This is a genomic window from Pseudomonas sp. QC2, assembly GCF_002859085.1.
GTDB classification, from domain to species: Bacteria; Pseudomonadota; Gammaproteobacteria; order Pseudomonadales; family Pseudomonadaceae; genus Aquipseudomonas; species Aquipseudomonas petroselini.
Genome location: NZ_PKKS01000007.1, coordinates 25,222 through 49,187 on the forward strand (window position 1 = coordinate 25,222; position 23,966 = coordinate 49,187).

Sequence of the window (23,966 nt, forward strand, 5' to 3'; positions counted from 1 at the left end):
GGCTTGCCCCGCGCTGGGCTGCGAAGCAGCCCCAACACGGCCACCGCGTTCTTTCAGGTAAAACGAGTTGGCCGGATTAGGGCCGCTTCGCAGCCCAGCGCGGGGCAAGCCCGCTCACCACAACAGGCCTGCCCACCACAGCAAGCCCGCGCACCACAGATTCAGGCAGAGGGTAATTTGAGGTGGCGGGCGTACCACGGTCGTCTTGGCACGCGCTTGAACAGGCCCTGTAATAGGTTTTCGTCTTCACCGAAGGTAATGCGCAATGCCAGCTTCATGGTCTCCGGGTCCATCTCCATCGACCGGCCCATCTGCAGGCCCGGCGTGGTGCTGCAGCCATGGGTGTCCGGGCCGAGCCAAGGGTCGCCGACTTCCACCCAGCGGCCCGGTGCGAACCAGGCTACGCCGTTGACCTCCATGCGCCTGACTTCGCCTGGATTGAAGCGTTCATGGGCGCGGAACCAGTCTTCGATACGGTCATCGATCCAGCCGTGGAAGTGCCAGAACACCGGGTTGACGTGCGAGGAAAACGGGTCGCCGAGGAAGTCGTTTTCCGCCGCGTACCAGCGCGGGGCGAAGTCGGAGGGGTCGCGGGCGAAGGGCACGGGCGCACCGTTTGACGGGTCGCGCGGCACTGAGGCCCAGCGCATGTGCAGCCAGTCGTGCAGGCCGAGCTCCATCTCAGAGCCCAACTGCCCCAGGGTGAATTTGGCCAGGTAGCGTGGGTCGCGGTATTGGGACTCCCAGACCTGGAAGTTGCTGTGGTAGGTCTCGGCACTCTTGATGTCGCTGACCCACTGGGTGTAGTCGCCGTCGTCCGGCGCCGACCAGGTCGGTGGCAGCGCAAAGCCGTCGTGGTTGTCGAAGTAGCGCAGAAAGCCCAGGCGATCACGCTCCAGGGCCGGTTGCGGCTCGGGGAACTGCGGCCATGAGGGCAGGTCCTGCATTGAGCGCGCGGTGCCGAGCATGTGCCGGTGCATGAAGAAGAAGTCGATCCCCGAGCCATTACGGTCCTTGCGCTTGCCCCGTGCGTCGCGCTCCTGGCCACGCGGGCCGGGCTGCCAGCCGATGCCACGCAGGGCGTCGCGTTTTTCTTCGGAGAGTTTGTGCCACTGGTCACGACTGGCGTGCCACAGCTGGTGGAACAGGCGGTGCTCGGGGGAAATCAGCCAGGCCAGCAGGGTCGGGTTGAGGCCGATACGCTGGCGGGCTTCGGGGAACCACTGTTTATGGGCGATGAAACGGTTGTCGCGCTCAACGAGCGCCAACGGGCGGTCGAGGTCGAGGATCTGCCCGCTGAGGGTGCCACTGCCGGCGTTGCCGAAGTCGGCCCAGACTTCGTCGAGGGTCATCTTGAATTCATAGGCCGGCGTGCCATCGGCCGAGTCCCGGTCGATCAACCGCCAGTACAGCACGGCGCTCTCCCCGGTCAGCAGATCACCGAGCACGCGGTAACGCGGTTCGCCTTCGGCGCGCAGGTTGGCGGCGGTGTCCAGGTAGCCGCGCAGGCCACGCCCACGGGGGGCGATGTCGAGCAACAGCGCCAGGCCTTGCAACGGCAGGCCCTTGAGGCCGGCATCGCGGCCTTCCAGGCGCAGGTCCCAGACCCCGCGCAGCGTGTTCGCCAGGTGCTGGCCGGCGGTGTCGGCCAGGTCCACGGTGGCTTCGCCGGGGGTGATGGGGAATTCTTCTTCGCGCGTCAACTCGCGATGGGCATAGAAGGCTGCCGGCACAGCGGCGCCTGTCAGTGCCAGGCCTGCGATGAACCCACGTCGAGAGATGGTCATTGTCTACCTTAGGAAACGGCTTTATCAGAGCTAGAACGTTTGCACGCCGGGGAAATTTACCGCCGCGCCCTGCCCGCCTAAATTTCCCCGCCCATCACTCGTTCTTCCCTGATAGCGAAGGCCTCAACTGACTGAGATGGCAATGACAAAACCACGTTCGAAAAAGGCGCTGTATATCGGCTTGCCGCTGGCATTGGCCATCGGTGCCGGGGCCGGTTTCCTGGTCTGGGATCACTGGTTCAAGGGCAATGCCGGTTACCCGCTAGAGGTGATCAAGCAGGCCAATGAAATGCAGGATCGGCTGCTGTCGTTCGACAGCCACATCACCGTGCCGGTGGATTTCGGCACCGCCGGCAACGAGGCCGACAAGGACGGTGAGGGCCAGTTCGACCTGGCCAAGGCGGCACGCGGGCGCCTGTCCGGTGCAGCCCTGACGATTTTCGGCTGGCCGGAAATCTGGAACGGCGCCAACGCGCCGCACAAGCCCACCGACGGTTTTGTCGAAGCCGCGCGCCACGAACAGGAAGTGCGCTACAAGATTATCAGCGGCATGGTGCGCGACTACCCCAACCAGGTCGCCATCGCCTACACCCCGGATGATTTCCGGCGCCTGCATGGCGAGGGCAAGTTCGCGATCTTCATCAGCATGCTCAACGCCTACCCGCTGGGCAACGACCTGAACCAGCTGGACCTATGGGCGGCACGCGGCATGCGCATGTTCGGCTTCAGCTATGTGGGCAATAACGCCTGGTCGGACTCGTCGCGACCGCTGCCGTTTTTCAATGACTCCACCGACGCCCTCGACGGTTTGTCGGAGATCGGCAAGCAAGCGGTGCACCGCCTCAATGACCTGGGGGTCATCATCGATGTGTCGCAGATGTCGACCAAAGCCTTGGAGCAAGTGGCGCAATTGAGTCGTACGCCGATGGTGGCGTCGCACTCGGCACCGCGCGCGGCGGTGGATATCCCGCGCAACCTGAGCGACAAAGAGCTGCAACTGATCAAGCACAGCGGTGGCGTGGTGCAGATCGTGGGGTTCTCCGCCTACCTGCGCCCACTGAGCCAGCCGACCCAGGACAAGCTCAACGCCCTGCGCGCCCGCTTTGACCTGCCACCCCTGCCCAACCTGGCCATGGCGCTGATGCCGGGCGACGCAATCATCGCCGCCTGGCCCGAACACAAGTTCGGCGAGTACGCCAGCGCGCTGTACGCCATCCTCGATGAGGAACCCAAGGCCACCCTCAAGGACCTGGGGGATGCCATCGACTACACCGTGCGCAAGATCGGCATCGACCATGTCGGCCTGGCGTCGGACTTCAACGACGGCGGCGGCGTCGAGGGCTGGAACAACGTCGGCGAAATACGCAACGTCACCGCCGAACTGATCCAGCGCGGCTACTCCGAAGCCGACATCGCCAAGCTGTGGGGAGGCAACTTCCTGCGGGTGTGGGACCAGGTACAAAAAGCCACCAAGCCCTTGGCCAACCGCTAATCATCCAGAAGCCCGTCCATGACCGACCGCCGTACGTTCCTCAAACAGGCTGGTGTATTTGCCGCCAGCCTGCCACTGGGCGCCGCCCTGCTCCCGCAGGCCGTCGCCGCCAACGCAACCGATGACCCATGGACGGGACTCAAGCAACTGTTCAACCAGGACCCGGACTACCTGCACTTTTCCAATTTCCTGGTGGCTACGCACCCCAAGCCGGTGCGCGAGGCCATTGAGCGTTACCGCGCACAGATCGACCGCAACCCAGGGCTGGCCATGGACTGGGACCTGCAGGAAGCCTGGAAACGCGAAGGCCAGGTGCGCGAGTGGGCCGGCCGCTACCTGAAGGCCGCACCGGGGCAGATCGCCCTCACCAGCAGCACCTCCGAAGGGCTGGCGATGATTTATGGCGGGATCAAGGTACGGCCGGACCAGGAGATCCTAACCACCGTCCACGAGCACTATGCCACCGAGTACAGCCTGGACTTTCGCGTGCGCAAGGAACAGACCCAGGTTCGCAAGATTCGTCTGTTCGACAACGCCAACCGCGTGTCCATCGACGAGGTGCTGGGCAACATCCAGCGCAATATCCGCCCCAACACCCGCGTACTCGGCATGACCTGGGTGCAGTCCGGCAGCGGCGTGAAACTGCCCATCGGCGAAATCGGCAAACTGGTGGAAGAACACAACCGCAACCGTGACGACAAGGACCGCCTCCTCTACGTGGTCGACGGCGTGCATGGTTTCGGCGTGGAAAACCTCGATTTCCCGGACATGCACTGCGACTTCTTCATCGCCGGCACCCACAAGTGGATGTTCGGTCCACGCGGCACCGGACTGGTGTGCGCCCGCGACCCGCAAAACAACTACGTGATTCCCATGGTGCCGACCTTCTCCGAAGACAAAGACTTCGCCACCAGCATGACCCCAGGCGGCTACCACGCCTTTGAGCATCGCTGGGCAGCGGACGAGGCCTTCAAGCTGCATCTGCAGCTGGGCAAGGCGCCGGTACAGGCGCGCATCCATGCACTGAACACCGAACTGAAAGAGCAACTGCTGGCCCACCCGCGGATCGAACTGGTGACCCCGCACAGCCCCGAACTGTCGGCCGGCTTTACTTTCTTCAGGGTTAAGGGCCAGGACAGTGACGCCGTAGCCGCCTACATGATGAAAAACCGTGTGGTGATTGACGCGGTAGACCGTGATGTCGGCCCGGTGATCCGCACCGCGCCTGGGCTGCTCAATTCTTCCGCAGAGATCCAGCGCTTCATGACGTTGCTGGGCCAGCGGGTGTAACGCACACCTTTTCCACGTTGAATGAGAGGACTCCATGAACAAACCCCTCACGGCATTGGCACTCACTGCCCTGTGCGGTGCCTTGCTGCCAAGCCTGGCCCAGGCCGCCGCGCCACAACCCGGCAAAGTGTTCAAGGACTGCAAGGACTGCCCGGAAATGGTGGTGCTGCCCGCCGGCACCTTCACCATGGGCACGCCAGAGGATGAAGTCGGCCGCGAGCCGGATGAAGGCCCGATGCACGACGTGACCTTCGCCAAGCCGTTCGCCATGAGCCGCTTCCACATCACCGCCGGCGAATGGGACAGCTACATCCGCCAGACCGGGGTGAAGATCGCCGACGGTGACACCCGCCCCGGCCGCGAGTGCATCGCGAGCAAGCCGCGCTACCCCCAGGGCCCGCGCCAGCCGGCAGTGTGCATGGACATGGAGGACATCAAGCAGTACGTGGCCTGGCTGTCGAAAAAAACCGGCCAGCAGTACCACATGGTCAGCGAAGCCCAACGTGAATACGCTGCGCGCGCCGGTTCTACCGGGCCGTTCCCCTTCCCGTTCGATGAGGGCAAGGATTACAGCATCGCCAAGCACGCCAACACCTATGGCCCGGCCGATGGGTACAGCTACTCGTCGCCGGTCGGCAGCTACCCGCCGAATGCGTTTGGCATGTACGACATGCATGGCAACGTCTACGAACGGGTGGCCGACTGCGAGCACGCCAACTACATCGGCGCGCCTACCGACGGCAGTGCGTGGATGGAGCCGAACTGCGAGGGCTACATGATTCGCGGCAATGACTGGGGAGAAGCGCCGGTGTTCTCGCGCTCCGGCAACCGCAACAACATCTACCCGCAGACGCGGGGGGATTGGATTGGGTTTCGGGTGGTGCGCGACCTGTAATAACGCAGGAGATCAAATGTGGGAAGGGGCTTGCCCCCGATGGGGGTGTATCAGTACCTGACCCACCGCCATCGGCGGCATAAGTATCTACACAACGCTGTAGCAACCACGGCAACCACGATGCGAAGCGAGCCGCTCTTGATCTTGATCTTGATCTTGATCTTGATCTTGATCTAGCTTTTGATCTCAGGCGCCCCGTCAAACACGCTGGCCGGAATTCGACAGGGATTTGGGGGGTAAACCGGCAGGGATGCCGGTTTAGCCGCCCCGCGCCATGAATGGCGCGTGGCGGCGGCCCCCCCACATCCCTGTCGGATTACGGGCACACCGAGCGTGAGCGAGGTGCCGAGTGTTGGGGCAAGAGCGTTTTGCTTACTTTTGCGCTTTTCAAAAGTGAGCCGCTGTAAAAGCGGACCCCATAGTGGCCGTTACCTAAATAAAGGATATGTACCCGGTCTGATCCAGCATCCAGGTCAGCTGTCAGGCCGCCAACGGGAGCAAGCTCCCTCGCCACAGGTCCAGCGCCATAGCCAGAGTGGTGTAGATACCGATGCCTCGATGGCGCTGAATCAGTCACCTGATGAATCGACTGACACACCGCTATCGGGGGCAAGCCCACTCCCACATTTGGATCGCAGCCTAACCGTTAGATGGCGCTCGTCTGCCAGGCCGCCACGGGAGCAAGCTCCCTCGCCACAGGTCCTACGCCATAGCCAGAATTGTGTAGATACCGAGTCCCCGATGGCGCTGAATCAGTCACCTGATGAATCGACTGACACACCGCTATCGGGGGCAAGCCCCCTCCCACATTTGGATCGCAGCCTAACAATTAGATGGTGGTCGGCTGTCAGGCCGCCAGCGGGAGCAAGCTCCCTCGCCACAGGTCCTGCGCCATACCCAGAGTGGTGTAGATACCGATGCCTCGATGGCGCTGAATCAGTCACCTAATGAATTGACTGACACACCGCTATCGGGGGCAAGCCCCCTCCCACAATTGGATCGCGGTCTAACCGTTAGATGGTGGTCGGCTGTCAGGCCGTCAGCGGGAGCAAGCTCCCTCGCCACAGGTCCTGCGCCATACCCAGAGTGGTGTAGATACCGATGCCTCGATGGCGCTGAATCAGTCACCTGATGAATCGACTGACACACCGCCATCGGGGGCAAGCCCCCTCCCACATTTGGATCGCGGTCTAACAGTTAGATGGTGGTCGGCTGTCAGGCCGTCAGCGGGAGCAAGCTCCCTCCCACACTTTTAACTGTGCCCGCTTTAGAGTTCCTTCCGTGCCAACAACGCCAACCCTTCATGCAGCGCCGGAAACAGGCTGTTGTTGAAGTTGTTCCAGCGCAGTTCGAGGATGGTGTCCTCCGGCGAGATCTCGGTCTTGAGCACGTCATGGAACACTTCACCCGAGTCGATGCCGTTGTCCACGTAGTGGAACGACGCGCCGGTGAGGTACAGCGGCTCCGATGGCGTCGTGGCCTTGGTCGTCCAATCGGTGACCGTCAGCCCACGCGCACCGTACAGGGCGTTCCAGGTCGCGTAGGCGCCACGGCGCTCGTAGGGCGATTCGATGCGGGTAATGCCCGGATGAATGTTCATGATGCGGCGGGCAAACGGTGCACCGGGACGCACCAGCTCGTCGAGGATCACCAGCAGGCCGTCCAGCACCACGATATCCGCCTTCAGTTCCACCAGCGTGTCGTGCAGGCGGCGTTCGAAGTCCTGCTTGCCGGCGATGTGTTCCGCACTGCCCCGTGGCAGGCGGCGATAGGTGGACGGCACGCTCAACAGCAAGTCATTGACCAGGCGCCCCTGCACCCGCAGGTCGGCCGGGTACAGCCACTGGCGGCCCGGCGTGTAGGTAAAACCGTAGTCGCTGACCAATTGCTGGTCACGCGGGTTCTGCTCGTCATCGTCATACACCACCCCCACCAGGTTGTAGGCCTCGCCCAGCGGCGTGTCGTTCAGTGCCCCCGCCAGGGATTCCAGCACCGACATCATGTAGCGCTCGTGGTCCTTGTAGGCCACCGGCTGCCCAGCCTTGTCGGCAGCGGCATTGCGCAGGGACCACACATACACCAGGTTCTTTTTCGTCATTGTTTCGCTCTCACTGGATAGATCAGGCACGCGCCGATACGCGTGCGCCTACACCACAAGAACGAACCAGGCCCCGCCCAATTTATCCATCGCGGCCACCGCCTGGCACGCCGAGCTAAATAGTCGCGCCGACACTTCGTTTGTCATGGGTAAGGGTCTGTGTGCCCAGCCCCCTCTTTTTCACTTTCCGGGAAGTATTTATGACCGACCCCAAGCGCGGCGCCTTCAACGGTTTGCTCGCATTGCTCAGGCCCTTTCGCACCCTCGTGACCGTCTCCGTCGCCCTGGGCATGGCCGGCGGCCTGGCCATCACGTTGCTGCTGGCGACGATCAATAATGCCCTGCACTCGCCACAAGGCATGACCCAGGGCGTGATCCTGACCTTTGCAGCCTTGTGCGTGCTGGCGCTGGTCAGCTCGATCATTTCCGACATCGGCACCAACTACGTCGGTCAACGGATCATTGCCGCCCTGCGCAAAGACCTGGGTGAAAAGGTGCTGTCGGCGCCCATCGGGCAAATCGAGCGCTACCGCTCCCACCGACTGATCCCGGTGCTGACCCACGATGTCGACACCATCAGCGACTTCTCCTTCGCGTTCACGCCCTTGGCCATTGCCGCCACGGTGACGCTGGGCTGCCTGGGCTACCTGGCGTACCTGTCGGTGCCGATGTTCCTGATGATGGTCGTCGCCATCGTGATCGGCAGCGCCGTGCAGTTCATCGCTGGCGGCAAAGGTATCCAAGGCTTTGACCTGGCACGCAGCCATGAAGACGAATTGCAGCGTTATTACAACGCCATCGCGTCCGGCGCCAAGGAACTGCGTATGCATCGGCCACGGCGCTTTCGCATGAACACCCACCGTATCCAGGAAACGGCGGACCGCATCAGCGATATCCAGGTGCGTTCGGTCAACATCTACATCCTCGCCAAGACCTTCGGCTCGATGCTGTTCTTCGTGGTCATCGGCCTGGCCCTGGCGATGCAGGCCTATAACCCGAACCCGGACCCGACCGTGATCACCGGCTTCGTGCTGGTGCTGTTGTACATGAAAGGCCCGCTGGAACACCTGCTGGGTTACCTGCCCGTGGTGGGCAAGGCGAAGATTGCCTTCGGGCGTATCAGCGAGTTGTCGGAGCGCTTCTCCTCGCCTGAACCGCACCTGCTGATGGATGACAGCGAGGCGCCGACACCGATCGTCAACAGCCTGGAACTGCGAAACGTGAGCTACAGCCCACCGGCCGTGGAAGGCAGCGAGCCGTTTCACCTGGGGCCGATCAACCTGAGCATTGCCCAAGGCGACATCGTATTTATCGTCGGCGAAAACGGCAGTGGCAAGACCACGCTGATCAAATTGCTGCTGGGGCTCTACCCGCCGCAGTCCGGCGAAATCCTGCTCAACGGCGAGGCCGTGACCGACCCCGCGCGCGATGACTATCGCCAATTGTTCACCACGGTATTCGCCGACTACTACCTGTTCGACGACCTGGTCCAGGGCAGCGCCACCCAGTCACTGGACAGCGCCACTAAATACCTGGAACGCCTGGAGATCGCGCACAAAGTCAGCGTCAAGGACGGTGTGTTCAGCACCACTGACCTGTCCACCGGCCAGCGCAAGCGCCTGGCACTGGTCAACGCCTGGCTGGAAGAACGCCCGGTGCTGGTGTTCGACGAATGGGCCGCCGACCAGGACCCGGCCTTCCGCCGGATTTTCTATACCGAGCTGCTGCCGGACCTCAAGCGCCTGGGCAAAACCATCATCGTGATCAGCCATGACGACCGCTATTTCGACATCGCCGATCAGCTGGTACGGCTGCGCGCCGGCCAGGTGGTGCATGAAATGGAGCCTGCATGACATTTTCTTTTCCGGTTTTCCGAAGTAGGAACGTCTCACTAGTGGTAATGAGAACTAACCTCAATAAACATTAAAATTTGCCCACTTAAAACATAGAAGAGAAACCATCCATGTCAGCACGACTCGGTCTCAGCCCACTGAGCAAAGCGCTAACCAGGGCCCTGAACATCAACCTCCTGCCGAGCGCGCTTGCCGTAGCGGTATCGCTGCCGGTTGCCGGCTATGTGCAGGCACAGGAGATCGAGTTGGATATTCCAGCACAGGCACTGGGGAGTGCACTGCAGGAATTCGGCCGCCAGGCCAACCTGCAGGTGCTGTACAGCCCGACCGACGTGGCGGGAAAAAACAGCACGGCGATCAAAGGTAAACTGGATCCGCAGCAGGCGATCAACACCTTGCTGGCAGGCACTTCGACCACTCACAGCCTCAGTGGCAACGCGCTGACCGTTACCGCCGCCGGCGCGTCCGCCGGGCTGGAATTGAGTCCGACCCAAGTGACCGGCAACGTGCTGGGCAACATCACCGAGGGCTCCGGCTCCTACACGCCGGGCACCATTGCCACGGCCACGCGGCTGACCCTGACCCCGCGGGAAACCCCGCAGTCGATCACGGTGATTACCCGCCAACATATCGAGGACTTCAGCCTCAACAGCGTCGATGACGTGATGCGCCACACGCCTGGCATCACCGTATCGGCCTATGACACCGACCGTACCAACTATTACTCGCGTGGGTTCTCGGTCAACAGTTTCCAGTACGACGGTATTCCGTCCACGGTGCGCAACGTCGGCTACTCGGCGGGGAACACCCTCAGCGACATGGCGATCTACGACCGCATCGAAGTGCTCAAGGGTGCCACCGGCCTGCTCAACGGCGCCGGCTCCCTGGGCGCGACCATCAACTTGATCCGCAAGAAGCCGACGTCGGAGTTCAAGGGCCATGTGCAATTGGGCGCCGGCTCCTGGGACAACTATCGCAGCGAAGTGGATGTGAGCGGCCCGTTGACCGACAGCGGCAATGTCCGGGGCCGTGCAGTGGCGGCGTACCAGGACAAAAAGTCCTTCATGGACCACTACTCGCGCAAGACCGAAACCTACTACGGCATTACCGAGTTCGACCTGTCCCCCGACACCATGTTGACCGTCGGCTTCGACTATCAGGACAACACGCCCAAAGGCTCCAGCTGGTCCGGTTCGTTCCCGTTGGTCAACTCCAACGGCAGCATCAACAAGATGCCACGCTCCTACAACAACGGCGCCACCTGGAGCTCCTGGGAACAGAACACCCGCACCGCCTTTGCCATGCTTGAGCATGATATGGGTGACGGCTGGGTCACCAAATTCCAGCTCGACCACAAGATCAACAGCTACCATGCCGACCTCGGTTCGATCCAGTTTGTCCAGCCGGCAGCCGATGGCACCGCCGAGATCAACGGTCAGAAATACACCGGCGAAACCAAAAGCACTTCGGCCGACCTCTACGCCACCGGGCCTTTCAGCCTGTTTGGCCGCGAACATGAACTGGTGGTGGGCGGCTCGATCGGCACGTCGCGTTGGCAAGGCAAGGGGTACTGGTCGCCGGAATGGCCAGGCGGCAATAAAGTCGATTTCTATAACTGGAATGGCCACATTGCCAAGCCGATCTACGGCCCTGTCCAGCAATACAACGACGATACCATCCGCCAGACCGGCTACTACATGACCACACGCTTGAACGTGATGGATGACCTGCACGTGATCCTCGGTGGGCGCGTCGCCAACTACCACGTCACCGGTATCAACCCTTCCTACAAGGAAACCGGCCGGTTCGTGCCGTATGCCGGCGTGATCTACGACCTGAATGACAATCTCTCGGTGTACACCAGCTACACCGATATCTTCCAACCCCAGGAAAGCACGTACAAAGACCGCAACCAGACGTTGCTGGAACCGGACGAAGGCCAAAACTACGAGCTGGGCCTGAAGGGCGAGTTTCTCGACGGTCGCTTGAACACCAGCATTGCCTACTTCGAAGTGCATGAAGACAACCGTGCCATCCCGGACGATGCCTATAACAACCAGACTCCTTCCCCGCAAAACTATGCGTTCAAGAGCTCCAAGGCGGTCACCAAGGGTTACGAAGCAGAAATCTCAGGTGAGCTGGCGCCCGGCTGGCAAGTACAAGGCGGTTACACCCACAAGATCGTGCGAGACGCAGACGACAAGAAAATCTCCACCTTCGAGCCTGAGCATCAGGTCAACCTGAACACCACTTACAAACTCAAGGGCGACCTCGACAAGTTCACCATCGGTGGCGGCCTGCGCTGGCAGAGCAAGGGTTGGAATGAAATCTACAACTCGCCGCTCAACACCAACCAGGACATCACCCAGGAGTCCTATTGGCTGGTGGACTTGATGACCCGCTACCAGGTCACCAAGAACCTCTCGGCGACTGTCAATTTCAACAACATCTTCGACAAGTCCTACTACACCAACGTGGGCTTCTATAACTCGGCCGCTTACGGCGAGCCGCGCAACGTGATGTTCAGCACCCGCTGGGACTTCTGATGTGATGCCTGATCGCCCTGGCGGCGATCAACCAAAAGCCCGATGGAAGCGCTGCTTTCATCGGGCTTTTTTGTATTCCGCCCCCCTGTGGCGAGTCCCTTGTGGCGAGAGAGCTTGCCCACTCGCCACAGGTTCAGTGTTCATCACCTGAGGTGTTATTCCATGGCGGCCACCAAGCTACGGATGAACTCGGCACTGTCGATGATCCCGTCGTGATCAGTCTCGATCACCACTGAACGCTCGATCCGCCCCTGAACAAGGGTGTTTGCCATGTGCTGCTCGATGAGGTCCTTGAACTGCCCGGCGCGGCTCATGGAGGCCCACCAGCAACTGACCGGCGCCTTGATCGGCTTGAAGTCCGCCGCCGACAGACGCTCACTGAGCGCGCGGTCGACCTCCCAGGAAATCTGCGCCTCATTGCCACGCAGCAACTCGTCCTTGATACCGGTAAAGGCGTCGCCCAGGGTCTGCTCGGCCCAGGCGATAAACCCTTGCCATTGCCCCGCTTCGTCTTGGGCATCGCGCTGACATTGCTGCCAGGCCGTCTGAATCCGCTCGGCAAACACCGGGAACATCACGCCCAACAAGGCCGCACGCCGCTCGTTCACCGAGACTTCACGGTCATCCTCGGTGACGACCGCCTGCCAATAGGGCGTGAGCCACTGCGGCGGCGCGGCGTCGATCCAGCCGACAAACTCGACGTCGCGTCCCGCTTGCTCCAGCACGTAGGCGACTTCCATCGCCAGGTTGCCACCCAACGACCAGCCTGCCAGGCGGAAGGCGCCCTGAGGCTGGGCCAACAGGAGTTGCTCGGCGTAATCCTCGACCATGGCTTGCCATTCGGGTACTGCTGCACCGTCTTCGGCCAATGCACGGCAAATCACCCCGAACACCGGACGCTGCTCCCGGAGCGCGAGGGCAATCGCGGTGTAGCAATGCACCGAACCGAAGCTTGGGTGGAACATGAACAACGGTGTGCCTTCGGTCTGGCTGTTGAGCTTGACGATCAACGAGCTGCGCGCGTCGCCCTGCAGGCAGTTGACCTGGCCGCGTACGGTCGGGTTAAGCATCAACTGGCTGACGGACAAGCCGACACCGCTGACTTTACGGATACGCTCCTTGAGCATCAGCACCAGTAAGGAGTGACCGCCCAACTCGAAGAAGTTGTCGTTCAGCCCTACGCGCTCGACACCGAGGACATCACGCCAGATCGCCGCGACTTGCTGCTCGATGGCGCTTTGCGGGGCCTGATAAGCGTCCGCGCCTTGCGCCTCCGGTTTAGGCAACGCCTTGCGATCCAGCTTGCCATTGGGGCTCAGCGGCATCTGTGTCAACACTACCCACTGCGCCGGCACCATATAGTCCGGCAACTGCGCCGCCAGGTGCATCGCCACCTGTGCTTTCCAATCCTCGCTCGGCGCCTGCAGCACCAGGTAGCCCACCAGGTGCGTGCCGTCCACGGCGAGCACCGCCGCTTCACGCACGTACGCATGCTCCAGCAGGCGGGCCTCGATTTCACCCAACTCGATGCGCAAGCCACGCAGCTTGACCTGGTGGTCGATGCGCCCGGCGTACTCGATCACCCCATCGTCGCGATAACGCGCCAAGTCCCCGGTGCGATACAAACGGGTGCCACTGCCGAACGGATCGGTCACAAAGCGTTCGGCGGTCAGCGCCGGCCGACGGTGATAACCACGCGCCAGGCCGACGCCGCCGAGATAGAGTTCACCCAATACGCCAACGGGTGCCGGTTCCAGGTTGCCGTCCAACACGTAGCAGCCCAGGTTGGCGATCGGCCGACCAATCGGCACGGCGTCACGCCCTTCGTCGACGCAGGTCCAGTGGGTCACGTCGATTGCCGCTTCGGTCGGCCCATACAAGTTGTACAACCCGGCACGTGGCAGTTTGGCGAACACCTGTTGCTGGGCATCCACCGGCAGCGCTTCACCGCTGCACACAATGCGCTGCAGGCTGTGACAGGCGCCGACGCCGGCATCCTGCAAGAAGGCCTGGAGCATGGACGGCACAAAGTGCAACGTAGTGACTTGTTCGGCGTTAATCAGGCTCACCAGCCTGGCCGGATCACGATGGTCGCCCGGCGCTGCCACCACCAGGCGCGCACCGGTCATCAACGGCCAGAAGAACTCCCACACCGACACGTCGAAACTGAACGGCGTCTTCTGCAAGACCGTGTCACTGCCGTCCAGGCCATACGCCTGCTGCATCCAGCACAGTCGGTTGGTCAGCGCCGAATGGCGGTTACCCGCACCTTTGGGTTGGCCGGTGGAGCCCGAGGTGTAGATCACATAGGCGAGGTTTTCGCCATCGACGACGACCTGCGGATTCCGCTCGGCGTAGGCCTGCAACCCCTCATCGCCCTGCTCCAGCACCAGGCTGTGCAAGCCCGCTGGAATCGGCAGTTGCTCCAGCAAATGCGCCTGGGTCAACAACAGCTTCACGTCGCTGTCTTGCAGCATGTAGGCCAATCGATCGCGGGGGTATTCCGGGTCCAGCGGCACATAAGCGCCACCTGCCTTGAGTACCGCCAGCAGGCCAACGACCATTTCAATCGAACGCTCAACCGCCAGCCCCACGAGGACATCCGGCCCGACGCCGGCCGCCATCAGGCGATGCGCCAAGCGGTTTGCCCGGCGGTTAAGCGCGGCGTAACTCAATACCTGCCCGGCAAATACCAGCGCCGGTGCGTCCGGCGTGCGCACCACCTGGGCTTCGATCAACTGATGCACCGGCAGGTGCAACGGGTAGTCCGTGGCCGTGGCGTTCCAGGCATGCAGGACCGTTTCGCGCTCGGAACGGGCCAGCGAAGGCAACGTTGCCAGACGCTGGGCGCCATCCACTGCCAATGCCTGCAACACCTGCTGGAAGTGCTCGGCCAACCGTTCGATATGCGCCGCGCTGAATGCCTGGCGGTCGTAATTGAACTCCAGGCCCAAGGTGTCACCGATGCCCAGCAAGACGGTCAACGGATAGTGGGTTTGCTCCAGGCTGTGGACGGCGCCAAACGTGAGCCCCGAAGGTGCGCCCTGCTCCAGCGCTTCGGACACCGGGTAGTTCTCAAACACCAGAATGCTGTCGAACAGCGCCTCGCCACCCAGCCCGGCCCAACGCTGGATCTCGAACAGCGGCGTATGCTCCTGCTCACGCAAGCGCACGTTCTGCGCCTGGATCTGCTGCAGCCACTGGCTGACCGTCATCTGTGCATCCGGCGTGGCCACGACGGGCAAGGTGTTGATGAACAGACCGACCTGTTGTTCGATACCGCGCAATTGCGCCGGACGGCCTGCCACGGTGGCGCCGAACGCCACGGTGGACTGCCCGGTGTGATGCTGCAACAGCAGCAGCCAGGCGCTTTGCACCAACGTATTGAGGGTGACTTTATTGCGCTGGGCGAAGGCCTTGAGCTGAGCGGTCTGGCTGGCGTCGAGGTTCAGACGATGCTCGCCGTTGACCGCCAGCGCCTCGCTGTGCGCAGCCTGTAGGCCACGGGCCAGGCGGGTTGGTTCTTGCAGGTTGAGCAGTTGCTCTTTCCAGAATGCCTCGCTGACCGACTTGTCCTGTGCCTGCAGCCAGGCAATGTAATCGCGGTAACGCCCGATGGGCGCACGCAGCGGTTCACCGGCGTAATGTTGCAACACCTCGCCAAACAACTGCGAACCACTCCAGCCGTCCATCAAGATGTGGTGGTTGGTGTAGATCAAGTGATAACGGGACGCCCCCGTACGGACCACCGTCAGGCTCAGCAACGGCGCCTGTTCCAGCACGAACCCCTGGGCCCGCGCGGACTCGGCCAGGCTATCGAGTGCCGCACTGCTGCCGGGCCGATCTTGCCAGTCCAGCTCGGTGAACGGCATGCGCATCTGCTTGTAGACCACCTGTAACGGCTGCTCAAGCTCGGTCTGCCAGAGAAAACCGCTGCGCAGGATCTCATGGCTGTCGACCGCCGCCTGCCAGGCCTGGCGGAAGCGCGGTACATCCAGGCCCTCGACATCGATGCGCATCTGGTTGATGTAGTCACCCGAGCCTTCGCCGTACAGCGATTGGAACAGCATGCCTTGCTGCATCGGCGACAGCGGGTAAACGTCTTCGATGTCAGCCACCGTCACCGGCAAGCTGTCCAGTTGCGCCTGGGACAAGCGCGCCAGCGGGAAGTCCGAAGGCGTGACACCCTGGTTGACACCACAGTGCTCGATCAACGCCTTGAGTTCCGCGGCGTAGTCATCCGCCAGGCGTTGTACGGTCGCCTCATCGAACATCTGCTGGCTGAAGCTCCAGTTCAACTTCAATTCGCCGGCGTAGACCTGGCCGTTGATTTCCAACCAGTTGCCCAGCGGTGCCTCGGCACTCTGTTCGGCACCACTGCCATCACCGGAGGGGACGAACAAGCCTTCTTGTTCGCCGCCGTCAAAACTGCCGTCGAATTGCCCCAGGTAGTTGAAGGTGATGCGTGGGCGCGGCAGTTCACTCAGGGCCTGTTGAGCCTCGGCATTCCCCAGGTAACGCAGGGCACCAAAGCCCAGGCCCTTGTCGGGAATCGCACGCAACTGCTCCTTGATCTGCTTGAGGGAGCCGGCCAGCGAATCGGTCGGCACCAGCTTCACCGGGTAGAGGCTGGTGAACCAGCCGACGGTACGGGTCAGGTCGATCTCGTCAAACAGGTCTTCACGACCGTGGCCTTCCAGGCGGATCAACATCGACGCGTCACCGGTCCAGCGCACAACGACGCGCGCCAGTGCGGTCAGCAACAGGTCATTGATCTGGGTGCGGTAAGCACTGGGGGCGTCCTGCAACAGACGCCGTGTGAAGGCCTGATCCAGATGGGTGGTCACGCTCAGCGCATGCCGGTTGCTCACGCTGGCCTGTGGATCGGCCCCCGGCAGGCCGGTGGGGCTGCCTTGCAACTGCGTCTGCCACCAGGCCAGTTCCTGCGCCAGTGCGGCGCTGCGTGCATAGGTTTGCAGACGCTCGGCCCAGGCCCGGGTCGCGCTGGTCTTGGCGGGCAACACGACCGTGGCACCTTGGGCAAGCTGGCGGTAAGCCGTTTGCAGGTCTTCCAGCAGGATGCGCCAGGACACACCGTCCACCACCAAGTGATGAATCACCAGCAGCAAGCGCTGGGAGCCGTCGGCCAGGTCCACGAGCACTGCACGCAGCAGCGGCCCTTCGCTCAGGTCGAGGCTGCGCTGGGCTTCCTCACCCAGGGCCTCCAACTCTTCGACCGCATTCAAGGTGGTCTGCCACAGGACCTGTTCGGCCTGATGCTGCTGCGGCCCGCGATACGCCGCGCTCCAGCCTGCCGCGCCCTGGACGAAACCGATGCGCAGGGCGTCGTGATGCACGATCAAGGCCTGCAGCGCAGCCACCAGCAGCGGCGCCTGCAACGCCTGGTGTGGCTGTAGCACCACCGACTGGTTCCAGTGGTGACGCTGGGGAATGTCATCGGCAAAAAACGCCTGCTGGACAGGCAGCAACAACAACTCGCCGGTCAATGCCGACTGATCCAGCACCACCGCGCCCTCGCCTTCCCGGGCCACGGCCGCCAGGCTCTGGACCGTCTGGTGCTGGAACAGATCCTTGGGCGTGAAGCGCACACCGGCCTGGCGGGCACGGCTGACCACCTGGATCGAGATGATCGAGTCACCGCCCAATTCGAAAAAGTTATCGTGCAAACCGACACGTGGCAGACGCAGCACGTCGGACCAGATCGCCGCGATCTTCTGCTCCAGCTCACTCTGTGGCGCCACGTACACCTGCTGCATCTGGCTGACATCCGGGCGCGGCAGGCCCTTGCGGTCGAGCTTGCCGTTCGGCGTCAGCGGCATGCGCTCAAGGAACATCAGGTGCGTGGGCACCATATAGTCCGGCAAGCGGGTTTTCAGGGCGCGGCGCAAGGCTTCGCGGCAGGTCGACTGCGCCACGGCATCGTCGACGAGCAACGGATCCAGCGGCACCACATAGGCGACCAGTTGCTTGCCGCTCGGCCCTTCCTGGGCCACCACCACGGTTTCGCCGACACTGTCCTGCTCGCGCAGGCGCGCTTCGATCTCGCCCAGCTCAATACGGAAGCCACGGATTTTCACCTGATGATCGACGCGGCCGAGGTAATCCACCACGCCATCCGGGCGGCCACGGGTCAGGTCACCGCTGCGATACACCCGGCTGCCGGGCTTGCCGAACGGGTCCGGTACGAAGCGCTCGGCGGTCAGGGCCGGACGTTCCAGGTAACCCCGGGCCACGCCCTCGCCGCCCAGGTACAACTCACCGGCTACGCCGATGGGTTGCAGGTTGAGTTGCGCGTCCAATACGTAGCCGCTGCGATTGCCCAGCAATGTGCCGATCGGCGCGTAGACGGCACCGCACGGGTCACCACGGCGGGCTTTCCACAGCAACGGCGTGACCACGGTTTCGGTCGGGCCGTAGCCGTTGAACAGGTAAGTCGGCTTGAACGCGCGCCACGCCAGGTCATAGCTGGCCTGGGCCACGGCATCACCGCCGAAGCAGTACACACGAACCTTCGGCGGGTTACCGTCGCGTTCGGCATGTTCGGCCAGCTGCTGCAGGTACACCGGCGGGAACACCGCCATGGTCACGTGATGGCGATGCATCTGCTGGTAGGTGTATTCCGGCAGCCACAGGCTGTCATCGCGAATCAGCACGCTCGCGCCGTTGATCAGCGGGTGCATCCAGCCTTCGTGGGAGCCATCGAACGCGAACGACATGAAATGCAGTTCGCAATCGGCCGGCGACGTTTCATAACGCTCGCCGGTGGCAATGATGTGCGCCACCAACGGGCCGTGGGACACCGCCACGCCTTTGGGCATGCCGGTGGAGCCGGAGGTGTAGATCACGTAGGCCAGGTTGTCGCCGTCCAGCGCCACCTCGGGTGCGGTGTCGTCGTCAGCGGACCAGGCTTGCGTCTGGTCCACGGCAAGGGCTTCCAGGCCGTCTGGAATCGGCAAGCGCTGTTGCACCGCCGAATGGGTCAACAGCAATCGGGCGCGGCTGTCCTGCATCATGTACAGCAGGCGGTCACGCGGGTATTCGATGTCCAGCGGCACGTAGACGCCACCGGCTTTCATCACTGCCAGGAACGCCACCATGATCTCGGCGCTGCGTGGCATGGCAATCGCCACGCGCACTTCGGGGCCGACGCCACGGGCGATCAATGCATGGGCCAGGCGGTTGGCCTGGCGGTCCAGCTCGCCGTAAGTCAGCTGTTGCTCGCCAAATTTCACCGCCACCGCCTCGGGGGTTTCCCCGGCGCGGTCGGCCACCAACTCGTGCACCAGGCGCTTGGCCGAGAAGCCGGCATCGCTCTGGTTCCACAGTTGAAGAATCTGTTGCCGTTCGGCGTTGTCCAGCAGGTTTAATTGGCTGAGATTCTGCCGTGGGTCGGCAACCATGCCTTGCAACAGGTTCTGCCAGTGTCGCGCCATGCGTTGCACGGTACTGGCCTCAAACAGGTCCTGGGCATAGCCGAGCGTGGCCCAGATACCTTCGGTGGATTCCTGGATATCCAGGTCCAGGTCGAAATGCGCCGTCTTGCTGTCCCACTCCAGCCCTTCTACCGAAAGATTCGGCAGTTGCTGCTGAACCTGAGCCTGGCCCACGTCGGTCTGGTGGTTGAACATCACTTGGAACAACGGGTTGTGGCTCAGGCTGCGCTCGGGTTGCAGCGCTTCCACCAGTTGTTCGAAGGGCAGGTCCTGGTGGGCCTGGGCGTCCAGCGCCCGTTGCCGGGCCTGTTGCAGCAGTTGCTCGACGCTCATCTGGCCGTGGAGATCGGCCTTGAGCACCTGGGTGTTGACGAAGAAGCCGATCAGACGCTCGGTCTCGCTGCGATTGCGGTTGGCGATCGGCACCCCGACACGGATCTCTTCCTGGCCACTGTAGCGATGCAGCAACGTCTGGAACGAGGCCAATAGCAGCATGAACAAGGTCACGTCCTGCTGCTTGGCCAGGGCCTTGAGGCCTTGGGTCAACGCGCCGGGCAGTTCGAATGCCAGGCGCGCGCCACGATGGCTTTGCACAGCCGGACGCGGGTGGTCGAACGGCAACGCCAACACGCTCTGCTCACCGCCGAGCATGTCGCGCCAATACGCCAGTTGACGGGCCTTCTCGCCCGCCTCCATCCAGTTGCGCTGCCATACGGCGTAGTCGGCGTACTGAATCGGCAGCGCCGGCCATTGCAACACCTGTCCCTGGCTGTAGGCCGCATACAGTTGCACCAGCTCTTCAACCATCAGCTGCATCGACCAGCCATCGGACACGATGTGATGCTGCACCAATACCAATACATGTTCATCAGCGGCGATGCGCAGCAACGAAACCCGCAGCAAAGGCCCTTGCTCCAGATTGAAGGGTTGGGCTATTTCGGCCTCGACCCGCGCCTTGAGCTGCGCTTCCTGCACCTCGGCGTGCGCTATCTGCAACGACACCTGCGGTGAAATGATTTGAACCGTGCGGTCGCGCTCCTGGCGCAAATGGGTGCGCAGGCTTTCATGCCGGGCCAGCAAGGTATCGAAACTGCGTTGCAGTGCACCCAGATCAAGCTGCCCTTTCAAACGCAAGGCGCTGGGGATGTGGTACGCGGCGCTTTGCGGCTCCAGCTGCCATAAAAACCACTGGCGCTCCTGGGCGTAGGAAAGCGGCAACGGCTGGTCCCGCCCTACCGGCAACAGCGCGGGCGCGGTCGGCGCGCCTGGGGCCTGGGTGGTCAGTGCGGCGACAAACCCCTCCAGGCGCGGCTGTTCGAACAGCAACTTGAGCGGCACTTCGAGCTGCAATGCCTGGCGAATGCGCGAGACCACCTGCATGGCCAGCAGCGAATGCCCGCCCAGTTCGAAGAAGTGGTGGGTCAGGCCCACACGCTCGACGCCAAGAATATCGGCCCAGATCGCCGCAACCTGCTGTTGCAGTGGCGTAACCGGTGCCTGCCAGGCCTGTTGCACCGCGCTGCCATCGGGTTTGGGCAGCGCCTGGCGGTCAAGCTTGCCGTTGGGGTTCAACGGCATGCGGTCGAGGAAGATCAGGTGCGCAGGCACCATGTAATCGGGCAGTTGCTCACGCAAGGTGGCCTTGAGCGTTTCGCCCACCGCCGCATGCTCGGCGGCGGACAACGGCTGGGCCGGCACAAGGTAGGCCACCAACTGGTTGTCAGCCGCCAGCAGGAAGGCTTCGCGCACCGCCTCCTGGGCCAACAGCAGCGCTTCGATCTCACCCAACTCGATTCGGAAACCGCGGATTTTGACCTGATGGTCGACGCGACCGACGTATTCGATCACCCCGTCGGCGCGATAACGCGCCAGGTCACCGGTGCGGTAAAGACGCTCGCCCTGGGGGCTGAACGGGTCGGCGACAAAACGTTCGGCGGTCAGGCTCGGGCGTTGTAGGTAATCACGGGCCAAGCCACTGGCACTGGCAATGTACAGCTCCCCCACGGCGCCAACCGGCAACAGGTTAAGGTCACGGTCCAACACATACAGGCCACGCCCCGGCAACGCGCGGCCAATCGGGCTGGCAGTGGCGCCAATCACGGCGTTGTCATCGCTGCAATCGAGCACGCTGGACACCACCGTGGCCTCGGTCGGCCCGTAGGTGTTGAGCAGGCGTACATGCCCCAGCCCCGCGCGCCGCCACAGCACCGGGCCATCCAGCGGCATCGCTTCGCCGCCGATATGCACCTGGCGCAATGCGCCATAGGGCCGTGGCCCCGCGGCCAGGCAATCCTGCAGGAACAGTTTCCAATAGGCGGTGGGCAAGTCGGCCAGGGTGATACCTTGATCGATAATCTGCCGGTACAGCTCAGCGCCGTCCCACAACTGCGGCCCGCGCAACACGACCGTCGCGCCCAGGGTCAGAGCCGGGTACAGCTGCTCGACAAAACCATCGAAGTTCAGGGTCGCGAACTGCAGTACGCGGTCGTCCGCGACCAGGCGCGAATACTCGGCCGCGATACCGGCGAATTCGCTCAATGCCGCATGGCTGATGGCAACGCCTTTTGGCTTGCCGGTGGAGCCGGAGGTGTAGATGACATACGCCAGGCTGCGGGGCTCGAACGCGGTAGGCGGATTGTGCTCGGCACACTGCGCCAACTGCGCGTCGGCCAGGTCGATGTCCAGCGCCGTCAGATCGGCCGGCAATGGCAAGCGGTCGCGCAGGTGGGATTGAGTCAACACCAGTCGCACACCACTGTCGTCGAGCATATGCACCAGGCGTTCACGTGGGTATTCAGGGTCAAGCGGCACGTAGGCGCCGCCCGCCTTGAGCACCGCCAACAGGCTGACCACCATGGCAAAGGAGCGCTCGACCGCGATGCCCACCAGCACCTCCGGGCCTACGCCCTGGGCGATCAGGTAGTGCGCCAGGCGATTAGCCTGGCGGTTCAGTTCACCGTAGCTGAGCGTTTGCTCATCCAAGGCCAGTGCCTGGCGCGCCGGATGTTCGCGGGCCTGCGCCTCGAACAACTGGTGCACGGCATCCGGTGCGGCGACGGTGGCGGGGGCATTCCAGTCCTTGAGCATCCGCTGTTGTTCGGGTGCATCGAGCATCGACAGCGCGCAAAGACGGCTGCGTGGTGCACTCACTGCCGCCTGGAGCAGGTTCTGCCAATGCTGCGCCAAGCGTTCGATGGTTGCGCTTTCGAACAGGTCGGTGGCGTAGGTCAGCGCCGCCCAGAGGCCTTCGGCGGACTCATGGGTGTCCAGGCTCAGGTCGAAATGCGTGGTCTGGCTCTCCCAATCCAGTTCCGCCACTCGCAGGCCAGGCAATTGCTGGCCATCGCGCCCGCCCTGGGCGTCGGTCTGGTGGTTGAACATCACTTGGAACAGCGGGTTATGGCTCAGGCTGCGTTCAGGTTGCAGCGCCACCACCAATTGTTCAAACGGCAAGTCTTGGTGCGCCTGGGCTTCCAGGGCGCGGCGCTTGGCCTGTTGCAGCAGTTCGGCGAAGCTCATCTGCCCGTCAAGGTCGGCCTTGAGCACTTGGGTGTTGACGAAAAAGCCGATCAGCCGCTCGGTTTCCACGCGGTTGCGGTTGGCATTCGGCACGCCGATGCGGATGTCCGACTGGCCGCTGTAGCGAAACAGCAGGGTCTGGAACGAGGCCAGCAACAGCATGAACGGGGTCACGCCCTCTTGCTGGGCCAGGCGCTTGATACCGGCCACCAGGGCCGCCGGCAGATGCACCTGCAAGCTGGCGCCGCGATGGCTTTGCTGCGCCGGGCGCGGATGGTCGAGGGGTAATTCCAGCACCGGTTGCTCACCGCCCAGCAGCTCCTGCCAGTAGGCCAGTTGACGGGCCTTCTCCCCGGCTTCCATCCAGCTGCGCTGCCACAGCGCGTAGTCGGCGTAGTGGATCGGCAAGCCCGGCAATTGCACCTCCTGGCCTTGGCTGTGCGCGGCGTAGAACTGCACCAGTTCCTCGACCATGACCTGCATCGACCAGCCATCGGAAATGATGTGGTGCTGCACCATCACCAGCACATGCTCGTCTTCGGCCAGTTGCAGCAAGGTCACGCGCAACAACGGCCCCGCCTGCAAATCGAAAGGCCGGGCTATCTCGGCTTCGATGCGCGCCATCAATGGGTGTTCGTCGGCAACGTCCTGGTGTATCTCGATGCGCGCTTCGGGCGCTACGTTTTGCAGCAGGCGCTCGCCGTCCTGTACCAGGCGTGTGCGCAGGCTTTCATGGCGGGCCAGCAGGCTGTCGAACGCGCGTTGCAGGGCCGCCAGGTCCAGTCGGCCCTGCAGACGCAGTGCGCCGGGAATATGATAAGTGGCGCTGTCCGGGTCCAGTTGCCAGAGAAACCACTGGCGCTCCTGGGCGTAGGACAACGGCAGACTCTGGCCGTCCTCACGGATCGAGGCAATCGGCAGTTGGGCGAAGCTCATGCCCCGGCTTTGCAGGCGCTGGTAAAACTGCTGGCGCTGTTCCAGAGGCAGGCGAAGAAAGCGCGAAACCAGATCGATATTAGGGTTGGAAAGCAT

General features: G+C 62.8%; 8 protein-coding genes. 5 read left to right on the forward strand and 3 right to left on the reverse strand.

Translation table 11 applies throughout. The annotated features are described in order from the left end of the window. Positions 1–161: 161 nt before the first annotated feature. Positions 162–1,787, reverse strand: a complete 1,626-nt coding sequence (locus QCBJ_RS06490) for a PvdJ/PvdD/PvdP-like protein (protein WP_102060348.1) — start codon at positions 1,785–1,787, stop codon at positions 162–164. A 142-nt stretch (positions 1,788–1,929) separates the two neighbouring features. Here QCBJ_RS06490 and pvdM point away from each other — a divergent pair, with 142 nt between their 5' ends. Genes pvdM through QCBJ_RS06505 form a run of 3 tightly spaced genes read left to right on the forward strand, consistent with a single transcriptional unit; the run spans position 1,930 to position 5,464 of the window. Then, on the forward strand, positions 1,930–3,279 hold the full coding sequence (gene pvdM / locus QCBJ_RS06495) for a pyoverdine-tailoring dipeptidase-like protein PvdM (RefSeq protein ID WP_046036817.1): 1,350 nt from the start codon (positions 1,930–1,932) through the stop codon (positions 3,277–3,279). 18 nt (positions 3,280–3,297) lie between these two features. After that, entirely contained in the window at positions 3,298–4,569 is a 1,272-nt protein-coding gene (locus tag QCBJ_RS06500) for an aminotransferase class V-fold PLP-dependent enzyme (RefSeq protein WP_046036818.1), read from the forward strand. Between the two features lie 34 nt (positions 4,570–4,603). Then, complete coding sequence (locus tag QCBJ_RS06505; protein ID WP_102060349.1) at positions 4,604–5,464, forward strand: formylglycine-generating enzyme family protein; 861 nt, start codon at positions 4,604–4,606, stop codon at positions 5,462–5,464. A gap of 1,267 nt (positions 5,465–6,731) precedes the next feature. On the opposite strand, the gene QCBJ_RS06510 is transcribed toward QCBJ_RS06505, so the two are convergent. After that, positions 6,732–7,562: a N(5)-hydroxyornithine transformylase PvdF gene (locus tag QCBJ_RS06510; protein ID WP_102060350.1), complete on the reverse strand. Its 831-nt coding sequence runs from the start codon at positions 7,560–7,562 to the stop codon at positions 6,732–6,734. A 200-nt stretch (positions 7,563–7,762) separates the two neighbouring features. Between QCBJ_RS06510 and QCBJ_RS06515 the strand changes: the two genes are divergently transcribed. Both QCBJ_RS06515 and QCBJ_RS06520 read left to right on the forward strand, forming a co-directional pair. Next, positions 7,763–9,415 carry a cyclic peptide export ABC transporter gene (locus tag QCBJ_RS06515; RefSeq protein ID WP_102060351.1) on the forward strand — a complete coding sequence of 551 codons (1,653 nt, stop codon included), beginning with the start codon at positions 7,763–7,765 and terminating at the stop codon, positions 9,413–9,415. 110 nt (positions 9,416–9,525) lie between these two features. Further along, positions 9,526–11,961: a TonB-dependent siderophore receptor gene (locus QCBJ_RS06520; protein WP_102060352.1), complete on the forward strand. Its 2,436-nt coding sequence runs from the start codon at positions 9,526–9,528 to the stop codon at positions 11,959–11,961. A 155-nt stretch (positions 11,962–12,116) separates the two neighbouring features. Here QCBJ_RS06520 and QCBJ_RS06525 read toward each other — a convergent pair whose 3' ends face one another. Further along, the gene (locus tag QCBJ_RS06525; RefSeq protein ID WP_102060353.1) at positions 12,117–23,966 is read right to left on the reverse strand and encodes a non-ribosomal peptide synthetase; all 11,850 of its coding nucleotides are present in this window, start codon (positions 23,964–23,966) and stop codon (positions 12,117–12,119) included.